Source organism: Bacteroides cellulolyticus (assembly GCF_025567135.1).
Classification (GTDB): Bacteria; Bacteroidota; Bacteroidia; order Bacteroidales; family Bacteroidaceae; genus Phocaeicola; species Phocaeicola cellulolyticus.
The window spans coordinates 126207-141644 of record NZ_JAOQJJ010000003.1 but is presented as its reverse complement, the minus strand read 5'-3'; the positions used below and the strand labels follow the sequence as shown (position 1 = coordinate 141644).

At 38.5% G+C, this 15438-nt stretch carries 9 protein-coding genes; 6 read left to right on the top strand and 3 right to left on the bottom strand.

All coding sequences use genetic code 11. From position 1 onward, the window contains the following. Positions 1-134 precede the first annotated feature (134 nt). The 3 genes from OCV82_RS05185 to hcp all read right to left on the bottom strand — a co-directional run bounded on the left by OCV82_RS05185 (position 135) and on the right by hcp (position 4368). On the bottom strand, positions 135-2147 hold the full coding sequence (locus OCV82_RS05185) for a M56 family metallopeptidase (protein WP_154043463.1): 2013 nt from the start codon (positions 2145-2147) through the stop codon (positions 135-137). 25 nt (positions 2148-2172) lie between these two features. Further along, entirely contained in the window at positions 2173-2538 is a 366-nt protein-coding gene (locus OCV82_RS05180) for a BlaI/MecI/CopY family transcriptional regulator (protein WP_154043462.1), read from the bottom strand. Between the two features lie 150 nt (positions 2539-2688). After that, on the bottom strand, positions 2689-4368 hold the full coding sequence (hcp, locus tag OCV82_RS05175; protein WP_154043461.1) for a hydroxylamine reductase: 1680 nt from the start codon (positions 4366-4368) through the stop codon (positions 2689-2691). A gap of 127 nt (positions 4369-4495) precedes the next feature. On the opposite strand from hcp, the gene OCV82_RS05170 reads away from it, so the two are divergent. The 6 genes from OCV82_RS05170 (at position 4496) to OCV82_RS05145 (ending at position 15423) form a co-directional block, all read left to right on the top strand. Then, positions 4496-5119 (top strand): Crp/Fnr family transcriptional regulator, encoded by a 624-nt coding sequence (locus OCV82_RS05170; RefSeq protein ID WP_262543001.1) that lies wholly within the window; start codon positions 4496-4498, stop codon positions 5117-5119. Positions 5120-5334: 215 nt separating this feature from the next. Continuing rightward, positions 5335-5607: a co-chaperone GroES gene (locus OCV82_RS05165; RefSeq protein WP_154043459.1), complete on the top strand. Its 273-nt coding sequence runs from the start codon at positions 5335-5337 to the stop codon at positions 5605-5607. A gap of 34 nt (positions 5608-5641) precedes the next feature. Next, positions 5642-7279 carry a chaperonin GroEL gene (gene groL, locus OCV82_RS05160; RefSeq protein ID WP_154043458.1) on the top strand — a complete coding sequence of 546 codons (1638 nt, stop codon included), beginning with the start codon at positions 5642-5644 and terminating at the stop codon, positions 7277-7279. A 241-nt stretch (positions 7280-7520) separates the two neighbouring features. Then, positions 7521-9251 (top strand): family 43 glycosylhydrolase, encoded by a 1731-nt coding sequence (locus OCV82_RS05155; RefSeq protein ID WP_154043457.1) that lies wholly within the window; start codon positions 7521-7523, stop codon positions 9249-9251. 130 nt (positions 9252-9381) lie between these two features. Further along, positions 9382-12228, top strand: coding sequence for a helix-turn-helix and ligand-binding sensor domain-containing protein (locus OCV82_RS05150; protein WP_154043456.1), 2847 nt, complete (start codon positions 9382-9384; stop codon positions 12226-12228). Between the two features lie 156 nt (positions 12229-12384). Continuing rightward, on the top strand, positions 12385-15423 hold the full coding sequence (locus OCV82_RS05145; RefSeq protein WP_154043455.1) for a SusC/RagA family TonB-linked outer membrane protein: 3039 nt from the start codon (positions 12385-12387) through the stop codon (positions 15421-15423). The last annotated feature ends 15 nt before the right edge of the window (positions 15424-15438 follow it).

Genomic DNA, 15438 nt, shown 5'->3' with positions numbered 1-15438 from the left:
TCCCTCTTTCGGACTTCCGATAGGGGGAGCATATCTTTTAAAAAAACGACAGGGCGTTTTAAGTAAAACGTGCGCACGTTTTAGATTAAATGAACGCACGTTTTAAATCGAATGTGCGCACGTTTTTTATTAGCCTATTTTTTGTAGTCGTTAATCAGTTTGTCTTTTATTATTTTCGCTGTTTTACTGTCCATTTTATCAGCGCTTAGAGTTACAGTCGGTTCATCGTTCCATACTTTCGTTTTAATCATTATTACTCCTTCTTTCTTGTCGAATACACCGTATTTACGGAATATTTCCTGTGCCTTGCTATCTTCTTTTATGACTTCTATTCTTTCAATGTTTTGAGGTTTCAAGGCACTGAATTCTTGCTGTGATGCCACTTTCTCGTCTATAACAATCAGGACATTCTCCAATGACTTGTTGAAACTTACGTTTCCGGGCATAACCGGATTACTTTTAATGGTTTGCGTTTGGGGCGTATTTTGTTTTTCAAGTTTAAAGGTTACAGGAACGGTGTATTTCACAGGAACAGCAACACCTCTTTGCATACCAGGTTTCCATTTAGGCATTTGTGCCAAAACTCTGATGGCTTCCGCATCTAAGGCTGGACATACACTGTGTAGAATCTCGAAGTTTGATGTGTATCCGTCTATACCTACAACGAATCTGACTATTACACGTCCTTCAATTTTTGCTTCCTGTGCAAGTGTAGGATATTTGATGTTGCGGGCTATATATTTTAAGCATTCGGACATGCCACCGGGGAATTCAGGCATCTGTTCCACTACTATGAATACTTCCTCCTCATTTCCGGCTTTATGCTGAACTTTTTCTTCTTTCTTTGGTTGCTCGGCCGGTTCATATCCCACTACAACTATCTCGTCCATATTCTGCACATCGTCCTTAAGCTTTATGGGGTTATTTTTTAATCCTTTTATTTCCATTTCCGACGCTATGAAAGTATAAGTCTGTTTCCCGATGAATGAAATTATTATTACGGAGTTTTCTGTAGTTCGTAATGTGAAATCTCCGTTCTCATCTGAGATAGTTCCGTTTGTAGTACCTCTTTCCAGGATGCTGGCTCCCCTTATCGCTTTTCCGGTGGCATCGTCAACTACTGTACCTTTCACCAGAATAAGTCCGTTAGGTTTGGAATAAGTGTTTTCTACCTCATGATTTTTCGTAATTGCCGAAAAATCATTAACTTTGACACTTGAAATCTCGTCACTTAATTTTGAGATTTCAGGATGGGCAAAGGCGGCAACTGCTACAGCTGCCAGTGGAAGTACGTAGAGATACTTCGCGCGTGCCCATGGGCTGGATTTCTTTTTCATCATCATAGTGATACGTTTTTTAAGTTTACTGTGATTAAAGCTGTTGGCGATTGAGTAGAGCCTTGAGCCAACAGCTTTTTTTATTAATAATAATTGATAATTCTTTGCGTCTATTCCGTTTCTTATTACTGTTTCGTCGGCTTCAAATTCATGTACGTTCTGAAGTTCCGATTTTATAAGCCATGATGCCGGGTTGAACCATTGCAGAAGTATGCATATATCTGCCAGAATAAGGTCGATGGAATGATGGTTGGTGATATGTGCCATTTCATGACACAGTATCTCTCTGCCGTTTTCTTCCAGGTCGGTACGTGATATTACTATATGGTTCATCCAGCTGAAAGGTGATATTTTTTCGTCTGTCACTATAAGTTTTATTTTGCCTGTATTGTCTTTTACATACAGACTGATATCTTCCTCTTTACCCTTGTGCGTTATGTTCAGCACTTTTATGAACTGTAAAATCTCTTTTACGGCAAAGAACAGAATTCCGGTGATGTATATGATGGCTGCAAATGTGGTGATATATTCCATCGTAGAGATATCACTGGCTTCTGTTGCTATATTTTCATCGACCATGACAGGCATCATCAGTGACTCGTCCATAGATATTTCAACCTGAACAGTTTCATCCGGGGTATCCATACTTATCTTTGCGAAAGGAATTATGGAACATATAATCATCAAGCCAAGAAGAGAGAAACGATTGAAACGATGAAAAGTTTCGCGACTCATCAGCAGTTTGTAGAACAGATAGAATACTGCCAGACAAACAGCCGATTTCAGTATATATATAAGTAGTGTTCCCATATTATTAAACTTTTTCTATCATTGCTTATTTCCTGTTCTCTTCTTCAACTTTCTTTATAAGTTCTTTAAGCTCGTCAATTGATATGTCTTCTTCCTTAACTAAGGAAGATACTACATTAAGGTAGGAATTATTGAAATATTTGCTAATTACATTTTTTAATGTGCTGGTGCTGAAATCATTCCGGCTCACAGTGGCATAATACTGGAATGTATTTCCGTATGCCTTATGGCCTATATACCCTTTGTCTTCCAATCCGCGTACAATTGTTGACAGTGTGTTAATATGCGGTTTCGGTTCGTCATAAAATGAAAGGAGCTCTTTCACGAACAATGGACCTTTTTCCCAGAAAAGTTCCATGATTTCCTCTTCTTTTGATGTCAGTTTTTTCATAAGGCTTTGCTTTAGATTTTCGTTTGTGACAAAGTAACTAAAAAATATAGTTGCTCAACTAATTTTTATAGTTAAAGATAATTAATGCCAATAAACGACAATTTCCGAACCCAGAGTTCTGGGCCCGGAAATTCAATGATTTTTGTATTTTTATTCCACACTAATACCAAGTGTCTTCATATCTTCGTCAACAGTTCCTATACCTGCGATACCGAAGTTGTCAACAAGTACTTTGGCCACATTAGGCGAGAGGAATGCCGGAAGAGTAGGACCGAGGTGGATGTTCTTCACTCCAAGCGACAACAGAGCGAGCAGAACGATTACCGCTTTCTGTTCATACCATGCAATGTTGTATGCTATAGGCAGTTCGTTTATATCGTTTAGATTGAATACCTCTTTCAGCTTCATGGCTACAACGGCCAGTGAGTAACTGTCATTGCATTGTCCTGCATCAAGAATGCGAGGGATACCGTTAATATCGCCCAATGGAAGTTTGTTATATTTATACTTCGCACATCCTGCAGTAAGGATTACACAGTCTTGCGGCAATGCCTTTGCGAACTCGGTGTAGTAGTCTCTGCTTTTCATTCTGCCGTCGCATCCTGCCATAACAATGAATTTTCTTATTGCGCCTGCCTTGATAGCATCCACTACCTTGTCTGCCAGACTCAATATCTGATTATGTGCAAATCCACCTATTATTTCGCCTTCCTCAATCTGTGTAGGCGCATCGCATTTCTTTGCAAGTTCAATCACTTCGGAGAAGTCTTTTACTCCGTTCTCGTTTGCAGTGATATGTTTCCATCCCGGATAACCGGTAGAGTTGGTGGTGAAGATTCTGTCCTTATATACAGCATTCGAGGTAGGAGGTACGATACAGTTCGTAGTGAATATCACCGGACCGTTGAACGAAGAGAATTCTTCGCGCTGCTTCCACCACGCATTACCGTAGTTACCGATGAAATGTTTGTATTTCTTGAATGCCGGGTAGTAGTGTGCCGGCAGCATCTCGCTGTGTGTATATACATCTACTCCGGTACCTTCAGTCTGTTTTAGCAATTCCTCTATGTCATGCAGGTCATGTCCGCTTATCAGTATTCCCGGATTTGTTCCTACACCGATATTCACTTTTGTGATTTCAGGATTTCCGTAAGTCTCCGTATTTGCCTTATCCAATAGAGCCATTACCTTAACTCCTGTTTCGCCCACAGCAAGTGTTAATGCTGTAAGTTCATCTGCCGATAGGTTGCCTATTGTGATTTTTCTTATTGTTGACTGCATGAAAGTGTGTATGCTTTCATCATTATATCCCAGGCGCATGGCGTGCTCGTGATATGCGGCCATACCTTTCAGACCATATATTATCAGCTCTTTCAGTGAGCGGATATCCTCATTCTTCTCTCTCAGAATGCCAACGGCTCTTGACTTCTCATCGTAGAATCTTCTGTTTTCTGTATTCCAGATTATTTCATCTACTGCCGGAAGTTTGATATTCTCTTTCTCTGCAATATTTTTCAGTTCAGTTTTCAGTTCCAATCCTCGGTCCACTCTTTTCAGAATGCTTTCATCGTCGAAATTGGCATTTGTAATGGTTGAGAATAATGCGTCTGTTACGAAAGTGTTTACCTCATGATTTGTTTTAATGCCGTTTTCTCTCAAAATGTCTGCTACGGAGCACACGCCGCTAACTACGAACAACAGCAAGTCCATGGCTGCCGATGTTGAGCTGCTCTTGCCGCATACACCCTTGATGGTACAGGCTATTCCTTTGGCTGTCTCCTGACATTGGAAACAGAACATTTCGTTTACTGCAATAGAATTTTCAGTCATAATAAATGTGATTTGAATTTGTGGCTAATACTATTGTTGCTATTTTTGTGCAAAGGTATTCCGTTGTTACTCTTTATTCCGTAACAGATGTTACAATGACTGATAAAAATGATTAATATATATGTACATGGGACGATTTTATGACATATTGGATTTCACTCTTTTTGAAGGAGTAAACAAAGATGGGATAGCGGAATTTCTGAAGAATGCTTCCAATAAGATTTCTTCGTATAAGAAAGGAGATATCGCCATCTTTCAAGACAGTTTGTGTAAGTCATTGTCTCTGTTGTGTCAGGGTACGCTGCTTGCCAAGATGACGAACGCCGAGGGAAAGGAAATAGTGATAGAACATCTGGCGGCTCCGGAGATATTGGCACCTGCATTTATTTACGGAACAGAGAACAGATTTCCTGTAACACTGCAGGCCGAGGATGATGTCATAATATGGTCTCTGTCGAAAGATGATTTTCTTAAGATGATGGAAACCGACGACGCTCTTCTGAGAAATTTTCTACGTCAGATATCAGACAGGAGTGTCTTTCTGAGTCGTAAACTTAATGAATTTGCCTTGCAGAATCTTAGTACAAGGATTGTGAGTTATTTGCAGAGGAGTGGTGTAATAACCAATATTCAGGATGTTGCTTTTATCATGGGAGTGGCACGTCCGTCACTGTCGCGTACGCTGTCTGCTATGGTTGAGGAAGGTGTATTGATAAAGACTGAAGGAGGGTATAGATTGTCAAAATATTAAGTTCGGAAAAATATCCTGCCGCTTTTTAGAACAACAGTAGATTTGGCAATATAAATATGTGTCACTACTGATTAAATGTCAGTGTTACATATACTTTATTAAGAAATGATATGCCAATATGACAGAATTAGTATTTGGCACGCTTTTCGTATTGAGTATTGTGTCTTATTAAAGACATTAGATAAACTGAAAAATAACAATAAAAATATACTATTATGACTATTAAACCATTAGCAGACAGAGTTCTGATTCTTCCTGCTCCTGCAGAAGAAAAAACTATCGGCGGTATCATCATTCCTGATACAGCAAAAGAAAAACCATTACAGGGTAAAGTAATTGCAGTAGGCAACGGTACTAAAGACGAAGAAATGGTATTGAAAGTTAATGATACTGTTTTGTATGGAAAATATTCTGGTACTGAAATCGAACACGAAGGTGTAAAATACTTGATGATGCGCCAGAGTGACGTACTCGCTGTTGTGGAATAATAAATATAATCAACATTTTAAAGTTTAGAAAATTATGGCAAAAGATATTCTCTTCAACATTGATGCTCGCGATCAGTTGAAAAAAGGTGTGGACGAACTTGCTAACGCAGTGAAAGTAACACTTGGTCCTAAAGGACGTAACGTTATTATAGAAAAGAAATTCGGTGCTCCTCACATCACTAAAGATGGTGTGACTGTAGCTAAAGAAATAGAATTGGCTGACGCATTCCAGAACACAGGTGCACAGCTTGTAAAATCTGTAGCTTCAAAGACTGGTGATGATGCAGGTGACGGTACTACTACTGCAACTGTATTGGCTCAGGCTATCGTAGGTGTAGGTTTGAAGAATGTTACAGCAGGTGCCAACCCAATGGACTTGAAACGTGGTATCGACAAGGCTGTTGCTAAAGTTGTAGAATCTATCAAGTCACAGGCTGAAACTGTAGGTGACAACTACGACAAGATTGAACAGGTTGCTACAATCTCTGCAAACAACGACCCTGTTATCGGTAAGCTTATTGCAGATGCTATGCGCAAGGTTTCAAAAGACGGTGTTATCACTATCGAGGAAGCTAAAGGTACTGACACTACAATCGGTGTTGTAGAAGGTATGCAGTTCGACCGTGGTTACTTGTCAGCTTACTTCGTAACTGATACAGAAAAGATGGAATGTGTAATGGAACACCCATACATTCTTATCTATGACAAGAAGATTTCTAATCTGAAAGATTTCTTGCCTATCCTTGAACCGGCAGTACAGAGCGGACGTCCTTTGTTGGTTATAGCAGAAGATGTTGACAGCGAAGCATTGACTACACTTGTAGTTAACCGTCTGCGCGGACAGTTGAAGATTTGTGCTGTTAAGGCTCCGGGCTTCGGCGACCGTCGTAAGGCTATGCTTGAAGATATCGCAGTATTGACAGGTGGTGTAGTTATCAGCGAAGAAAAAGGCTTGAAACTTGAACAGGCTACTCTCGAAATGCTTGGTACTTGTGATAAGGTTACTGTTTCTAAGGAAAATACTACTATCGTAAACGGTGCCGGTCAGAAAGAACTCATCCAGGAACGTATCAACCAGATCAAAGCTGAGATGAAGAACTCTACTTCTGACTATGACAAAGAAAAACTTCAGGAACGTCTTGCCAAATTGTCAGGTGGCGTAGCAGTTCTTTATGTAGGTGCTGCAAGCGAAGTTGAAATGAAGGAAAAGAAAGACCGTGTTGACGATGCTTTGTGCGCAACTCGTGCCGCTATCGAAGAAGGTATCGTACCTGGAGGTGGTGTAACTTACATCCGTGCAATCGATGCATTGGAAGGCTTGAAGGGTGACAACGCTGACGAAACAACCGGTATCGAAATCATCAAACGTGCTATCGAGGAACCTCTTCGTCAGATTGTAGCTAACGCTGGTAAGGAAGGTGCTGTAGTGGTACAGAAAGTACGTGAAGGTAAAGATGACTTCGGTTACAATGCACGTACAGATGTTTACGAACACTTGCACGCTGCCGGTGTAGTAGATCCTGCAAAAGTAACTCGTGTTGCTCTTGAAAATGCAGCTTCAATAGCAGGTATGTTCTTGACTACTGAATGTGTAATTGTTGAAAAGAAAGAAGACAAACCTGAAATGCCAATGGGCGCTCCAGGAATGGGCGGCATGGGTGGCATGATGTAATCTTCCCCTTTTAATCACATAAAATATTGATATTAGGCTCCTGCCGGACATCAGTCCGGCAGGAGTTTTTTGTTTGTTGTAATTCTTTTAAATTCAATCGGTTATACGATGTAAAAGTAGTATAGAAGTATTGCGTGTTGTTAAAAGAAGTAGTGTCTAAGTATGAGTTTTTTTGTCTGTTAGATTATTAAGAGGTTATTTTGCCGCCAGATAAAATTAATACTAATCTAAAACATTACTTATGAAACCGAAAACCTTATTATTTTTTATTTCTAGTGCTTTGTTTCTTCTGCCTGCTTCCGGACAAAATACACGAATGGAAACATATTGTAATCCTATTAATCTGGATTATACGTATATGATATATAATTCGGACAAGGATATATCTTACCGTTCGGGTGCTGATCCTGCAGTGGTTGAGTTCAGAGGAGAATACTATATGTTCGTCACACGTTCGCACGGATACTGGCATTCAAAAGATTTGCAGAACTGGGATTTCATTTCTCCTTCAAATTGGTATCCACAAGGATGTAATGCGCCGGCAGCGCATAATTACAAGGACTCAGTTTTGTATGTATGTGGCGATCCTTCCGGTTCGATGAGTGTGTTATACACCGATAATCCTAAAGAAGGAAAATGGAAAGGAACTCCGGCAATATTGAACAATCTTCAGGATCCTGCCTTGTTTATTGATGATGACGGAAAGGCTTATATGTATTGGGGATCTTCGAACGTGTTCCCTGTAAGAGGAATGGAGCTCGACCGCAATCATCGTTTCATACCAAAAGGTGAAGTGAAGGAACTGTTGCATCTGGATCTCGCCAATCATGGTTGGGAGCGTTTCGGTGAGAACCATGTGAGCGATTCTGATCTAGGAGGATTTATCGAAGGCCCATGGATGACAAAACATAATGGTAAATATTATCTTCAGTATGGCTCGCCGGGTACAGAGTTCAATGTTTACGGCGACGGAGTATATGTGTCCGACAATCCTCTAGGTCCGTTTGAATATCAGCCTCATAATCCGGTGTCATATAAGCCGGGAGGTTTTATGAATGGAGCAGGCCATGGCAGCAGTCTTCTTGGTCCTGACAATACTTACTGGCATTTCGCTTCTATGTCGCTTTCTATTAATGTCAATTGGGAGCGCCGCTTGTGTATGTTCCCTATGGGATTTGATGATGACGGAATAATGTATTGTAATACCAGATTTGGTGATTATCCGCATTATGCCCCATCTGTTCCTAATAAGAAGGGAGAGTTCCGTGGATGGATGCTTCTGTCGTATAAGAAGCCTGTAACGGTTTCGTCTTCATTGGAAACATTTAAAGGAAATGAACTGACAGACGAGAAAACCAAGAGTTTCTGGGTGGCAGAGAAGAATGACGAAAACCAGTGGGTGACAATAGATCTTGAGAATGTATCCGATGTATATGCCCTGCAGATAAACTATCATGATTATAAGAGTGATATGTACGGAAGATATGAAAATCTTCATCACAGATATATGATAGAGGGATCTCTGGACGGAAAAGACTGGTATGTAATGGTTGACAAGAGCAATAATTATAAGGATGTGCCAAACGATTATGTCGAATTGCCTAAGTCACAAAAGGCAAGATTTGTGAGATATAAGAATATTAAGGTACCTACTCCAAATCTGGCTATATCTGAGTTAAGAATTTTCGGTTTAGGAAATGGAAAGCAGCCGTCTAAAGTTAAAGGACTGACAGTGGAAAGACAAGCCGACAGGAGAGATGTATCAATAAAATGGGAAAAGGTGAAAGGCGCTCAAGGTTACAATGTGCTTTGGGGAATATCTCCTGACAAACTTTACAGCTCATGGATGGTTTATGATGAAAATGAACTGTTTATGCGCTCCTTATCGACAGACCAAAGTTACTATTTCTGTATAGAGGCATTTAATGAGAATGGAGTTTCCAAGACATCGGAAATAATATTCTGTAAATAAGAGAGAGATGGGTTCGGGTTCAAATTGAGTTTTCAATTAGTTCCTGAACCCTTTTTCTGTAAATCTGTTTTGAATTATGAAATTATAATATACCTTTGTCTTATTATGTAATGTATGAAAAAACATTTTTATGAAACTAAAATTTCTCAATATACTTTTTGTTTGCCTGATACTTTGTTTACCTGATTTGAATGCGGCTTCGTTTATTCCTGCTACAACCAATTATACTGTAGATTCATATAATGCCGGTCATCAAAACTGGAGTTGTACACAGGGACCTAACGGCGTAATGTATTTTGGAAATAATAATGGCTTATTGACTTTCGACGGTTTTTTCTGGAACTTGTATAGAGTGCCCGGAAATTTTGCTGTCAGATCTGTATTCGTTGATGGAGACAGAATCTATATCGGCTCTTTTGAGGAGTTTGGTTATTTCAGAAAAAATGACAGAGGGGAATTGGACTATGTTTCATTAAGTGATTCGATAAAAGAGAAAGTGAATTCTAACGATGAGATATGGAATATAGTTCGTATAAATAAGAAAATCTTTTTCCAATCGTTCACAGGAATGTATGTCTATGACGGCGAAAGGGTAGAACCTGGTAAGTTGCCTGTACCTATACGTCCATTGTTTTGTTCAGTCATAAACGGTATGGGATATATTCAGGCTATAGACGGCGATTTCTATTCTTTCGATGGAGAGAATATGAAAATGTTGTTTTCAAGGGAACAACTGAATGATGACGTGGTTTCTATATTGCCGTTTAAAGGAGATGAGTTCATCCTTTTCAGCCTCAATAACGGTTTATTCAGATATTTCAATGGTACTGTTTCGCGATTTGCTACAGATATCGATGCTCAACTTATACAAGCCAGGGGGAATAGAAGTACAATTCTGAAAGACTCAGTGATAGTGTTAGGTACAATATCCAACGGACTGTATGGTATAGATTATAATGGAAAATTACTATGGCATCTGAACAGGGAGAACCAGCTGAATAATAACACGATAATGGGTATATGTCGTGATAAGGACGGTAATTTGTGGACTGCACTTGATGATGGAATTTCTTTCTTGCGTACAAATACTCTGACTACATTGTTAATACCGTCATCCAAAGATTATAAATTCGGAATGGTATATGGGGTGGAGAAGGTAGGAACAAAGATGTTTATGGCTACCAACCAAGGGGCATATGTATATGATATGAACGGTGGAGGTATGGAACTGTTGCCATATACCCAAGGACAGAACTGGTATGTAAAGAAAATAGACAGGCAGTTGTTCATCGGAAATAATTCTGCCACCTTGTGTTATGACGGAAAAGTCAGTCAGGTAAAAGGAACTTCAAGCAGTACTTGTATAAAAAAGGCAAGTATTAATGGAACTGAAGTTCTGGTTGAGGCCAGTTATGCCGAATTGAGAATCTGGAAGAAGAACAGTGACGGATATTGGTTTCTGTCGCATAAGGTAAATGATTTTCTGGCACCGGTGAAATCTTTGGAAATTGATGAATCCGGTGTTATTTGGGCTTCACATATGTATAGTGGTTTATATAAGATAAAGCTTACAGATGATTTGTGTAATATAAAGGAGATAGACAGAATATACAATCTTGGTAAATCGGAACATAACAGCTCCAATAAAATAAATGTATTTAAAATTAGAGGTAAAGTAGTTTTTTCTGATGAAGAAGGATATTTTGTATATGATGAATCCAAACAGAAGATAGTGCCTTATGGATTGCTGAAGAATTCTGATGTAATAATAAAGAATGCGCATTGCGCGGTTGACACGCATTATGATGATATGATCTGGCTTGTTAATGATGACGAATATGTTTTGCTTCAGTATAATAAAGGAAAGTTCTATGTAAAGAAAAGAATACTTTCACGCAGTTTTGACTCTCCTTGTATTGAAGGATATGCAAATGTTTATGTGGAAGATGATGTCAGCTATCTGAATCTTAATAATTGCGTGGCAAGAATATTTCCTTTGAAAGATTCTGTTGACAAGAAGGAATATGTGAAAGCGGAATTTTCAAAGATTATAGCCGAATCATCTGATGGAATGACAGATATTCTGAATCTTGCAAGCGAAACTACACTGGACAGTAAATTCAGAGATTTGAAGGTGTATGTCTCATATCCATCGTATAAGCAAGGAAGCCTGAGGTTTAAGTTTATAATGGATGGAGAAATAGATATTACCGAAGAAAGCGATATGCCATATATGCATTTTGCCAGTCTGGAATATGGTAAATATAGTCTGGATGTCGAGGTGTTGAATGAGGAAGGTAAATTGCTTGATTCGGTGTCATATTCGTTTATAATAGACAGACCTGTATGGATGTCCAATTGGATGATTGTTGTATATATTTTGGTAGCGGGAGCTGTTTTGTTCTTGTTTGTCAGATGGAGGGAAAAGGCCGTAGAGAAGAAAAAAAAGAAAGAGTTTGAAACACATAGAATAGAGCAGAATATACAAATAAGTGAGCAGCAAAGGTTGATTGCCGAACAACAGAAACAATTACTGGAAAATGAATTGACGTTGAAAGGAAAGGAACTTGCCAGTATGACACTTGCCAGATTGGCCAAACAGGAGACTTTGGAGAGTTTAAGAAAATTTGTTCAGGAACAATTGTTGAAAAACCAGTGTGGAAGAAAAAATATGGAGATGGTTTTAAAGCAGATTAATGACAACATTGACAATGAAGATTTCTGGACAGTTTTCGAGAATAATTTTGACTTGATACATCAACGTTTCTTCAGGACTTTGAAAGAAAGATACCCCGGACTTACTGCTACGGATTTGAGATTTTGTGCTTTGTTGAGATTGAACATGTCAACTAAAGATATTGCCCAAATGACAAATCTTACTATAAGGGGAGTTGAGGCCGCAAGATATAGAATACGTAAAAGGATAGGTGTTCCAGACGGAGTAAGTCTTGTAGATTTCTTCATTGAATTCAAGTAAGTGCTATAAGCTTGTTTATCAATTGTTTATCATACTAAAAAGTAGTATAAAAGTATAAGGTCTGCTCTTAGACGTAGCTTTAGAGTGTCGGTTTTTTTGTAGATATATTCTATTATGTTCACCTTTGCCGCCGTGAAATTTTATAGTTTAATATCTATGAGCAGACAATTTGTTTTAATCTTAATGTCTTTATTGTTTGCAGCCTCGTCGGTATTTGCACAGAAGGCTGTAACTGTTCAAGGTGTTGTAACAGACGCAACATTCAACGAACCTGTGATTGGTGCCAATGTATTAGTGAAAGGCACAACTGTCGGAACCATCTGTGATATGGATGGTAAGTATCTAATTGAGAATGTTCCCGCTGATGGAACTTTGGTTTTTAGCTTTATCGGAATGAGAACCGTTGAAGTTAAGGTTAATGGTAATACTACTGTAAACGTAGTGTTGTCTGATGATGTTCAACAATTGGAAGATGTCGTTGTCATTGGTTATGGAACAAGTAAGGCCAAGGACTTGACTGCTCCTATTTCTGTAGTAAAAAGCGAAGAAATTGCTTCTATCGCATCGTCATCACCGATGTCGGCTTTACAGGGAAAAGTACCTGGGGTAAATATTGTTTCGTCTGGTGCGCCTGGAAGCAGCCCTAAAGTTACTATTCGCGGTCTTGGCTCATTTAATGATACTGCGCCTTTGTATGTAGTGGATGGTATGTTCTATGATAATATTGATTTCCTGAACAATTCAGATATACAGGAGATATCAGTATTGAAAGATGCTTCTGCAGCAGCAATATATGGTGTGCGTGCAGCTAATGGAGTTGTAATTATTACAACAAAGAAGGGAAAAAGAAATTCTAAGGCACAAATTACATATAACGGATATGTTGGTGTACAGAATGCTACTAATGTGCTGAAGATGGCTAATTCTAAGGAGTATGCCACTGTAATGCTTGAGGCTAATAAAGAAGCATACGAACCGATTATTCTGTCATCAATAGAAAAATTCGGTGGCAATTATGATACTTTGACATTCGGAGCTGATACAGACTGGTATAGCGAATTGTTAAGAACTGCCATTATGACTAACCATGGTATTGATATAACAGGTGGTAGTGAGAAAGCTACTTATGCTGTTGGTATGAACTATTTGTATCAGAATGGTATTATGGACACACGAAGCAGCTATAATAGGTTGAACTTCCGTGCAAATCTTGATTTTGAGGCTACAGATTGGTTGAAAGTAGGTAGCAATATTATAATTAGTAACTCAGAACAATATAATGTCGATAATTCAGCTTGGCTTTCTGCGTATAAGACTCCATCATTAATACCAGTTTATGATTATTCAAGAAGTGATGAGGAAGCATACCCAGAGAAGTTTGCTGCTCCTCAGCAGATTGGTCTTACAAGTAATTTTACCAATCCGGTAGCCATTGCAAAATATAATGATAACAGCATGAATGATAATTTTCAGGCAATGGCAAACTTCTATGCTGAATTTACACTTATACCTGAAAAATTAAGATTTAAGACAAGTTATAATCAGGATTTCTCTTTGATAAGAGGTCGTGTATATTATCAACCATATCAGGTAAGTTCTACACAATTGAATGCTGAGTCTAAACTGACAAAAACAAATTCAAATTATTATAGCTATGTTTGGGATAATACATTGACATATACTGATTCTTGGAAAGATAACAATTTTAATGTATTGTTAGGACAGTCTAGCAGAGAACAGCAATATAGAAAGCTGGAAGGTACTGCTACAAATGTTCCAGGCGATTATGATGAGTATTTATATATAAGTCAGGGTAACGCCACAGGACGCGAAGTTAACGATGACGGTTATTGCTATAGAGGCCTTTCGTATTTTGCACGTTTCAGTTATGATTATGCTGGTAAATATTTATTGTCAGCTACAATGCGTGCCGACGGTAGTTCAAAATACCAGGAAAAGTGGGGATATTTCCCTTCTGTAGGTGCAGCTTGGGTTATAAGCGATGAAGAATTCTTCAAGAAACAGAATGTGATAGAATATATGAAAATACGTGCCAGCTGGGGACAGTTAGGTAATGACCGTGTAGCTGCAAGTGATGGATTTGCTTCTATTTCTACTGGTACAGGCTCTTCTGGAGTATTTGGAAATACTACACTTCCAGGTTTCCAGAATACTAGTTACTTTAGTTGGTTAGGCTGGGAAATGGTAGAAGAATTCAATGCAGGTGTGAATTTTGCGTTGTTCAATAGTCGTTTGAGTGTTGATTTTGACTATTATAACCGTATTACAAAGAATGCCATTATAAATACAACACTTCCTTTCAGTACTACAACATTGGCAGGAAACAATGGTGAGATTTCTAACAGTGGTTTTGATATTCAATTAAGCTGGAATGATAAGATAGGTAAAGACTTCTCTTATTATGCAGGTGTAAATCTGTCAACACTTAAAAATAGTGTGAAAAGTCTTAATGGAGCACCATATATTTATGGGGGAAGTGCTGAAAGCCGCACAATTAATATAGTAGGCGAGGAAATGCAATCTTATTATGGATATAAGGTTTTGGGAGTATATCAGAATGAAGATCAGATTAAAGCTGATCCTATAGCTGTTGCAAACGAACTTGAACCTGGAGATCTTATTTTTGAGGATGTGAATAATGATAATGTGATTGATGATAGTGACCGTCAGATATTGGGATCAAATATACCTAGTCTTACTTATAGCTTCAATTTAGGTTTTCAATATAAGAATCTTGAATTCTCTTTGTCAACATTCGGTCAGGCCGGCAATGAAATTTACAACCGTAAAAGAGCTGTAAGATATTCACAGGCTAATTTTAACTTCGATAAGGATTTCTATGATAACCGTTGGACTGGAGAAGGTACCAGCAATTCTTATCCTTCATCAAAGGGTATGTTGAAAGCATGGAATAATAGCAATACAAATTCATTCTTTGTTGAAAAAGGCAATTATTTCAGAATACAGAATATAATGTTGGCTTATAACTTTAGGAATGTAAAAATAGGTTCATATACTCTTCCTAATGCAAAAATAAGTCTTACAGCCGACCGTCCATATACTTACTTTACTTCAAACGGATTTACTCCTGAAATAAGTAATCAGTTTGGATGGGATGAAGGAGTATATCCATTGGCTGCAACTTATACATTCGGACTGACTATTAATTTCTAACCTTTAAACTAAGAA

Bases quoted from the DNA above. Each gene is read 5' to 3' on its own strand.
- OCV82_RS05185 (WP_154043463.1), bottom strand. From the start codon at position 2,147: ATGGGAACACTACTTATATATATACTGAAATCGGCTGTTTGTCTGGCA.
- OCV82_RS05180 (WP_154043462.1), bottom strand. From the start codon at position 2,538: ATGAAAAAACTGACATCAAAAGAAGAGGAAATCATGGAACTTTTCTGG.
- hcp (WP_154043461.1), bottom strand. From the start codon at position 4,368: ATGACTGAAAATTCTATTGCAGTAAACGAAATGTTCTGTTTCCAATGT.
- OCV82_RS05170 (WP_262543001.1), top strand. From the start codon at position 4,496: ATGGGACGATTTTATGACATATTGGATTTCACTCTTTTTGAAGGAGTA.
- OCV82_RS05165 (WP_154043459.1), top strand. From the start codon at position 5,335: ATGACTATTAAACCATTAGCAGACAGAGTTCTGATTCTTCCTGCTCCT.
- groL (WP_154043458.1), top strand. From the start codon at position 5,642: ATGGCAAAAGATATTCTCTTCAACATTGATGCTCGCGATCAGTTGAAA.
- OCV82_RS05155 (WP_154043457.1), top strand. From the start codon at position 7,521: ATGAAACCGAAAACCTTATTATTTTTTATTTCTAGTGCTTTGTTTCTT.
- OCV82_RS05150 (WP_154043456.1), top strand. From the start codon at position 9,382: ATGAAACTAAAATTTCTCAATATACTTTTTGTTTGCCTGATACTTTGT.
- OCV82_RS05145 (WP_154043455.1), top strand. From the start codon at position 12,385: ATGAGCAGACAATTTGTTTTAATCTTAATGTCTTTATTGTTTGCAGCC.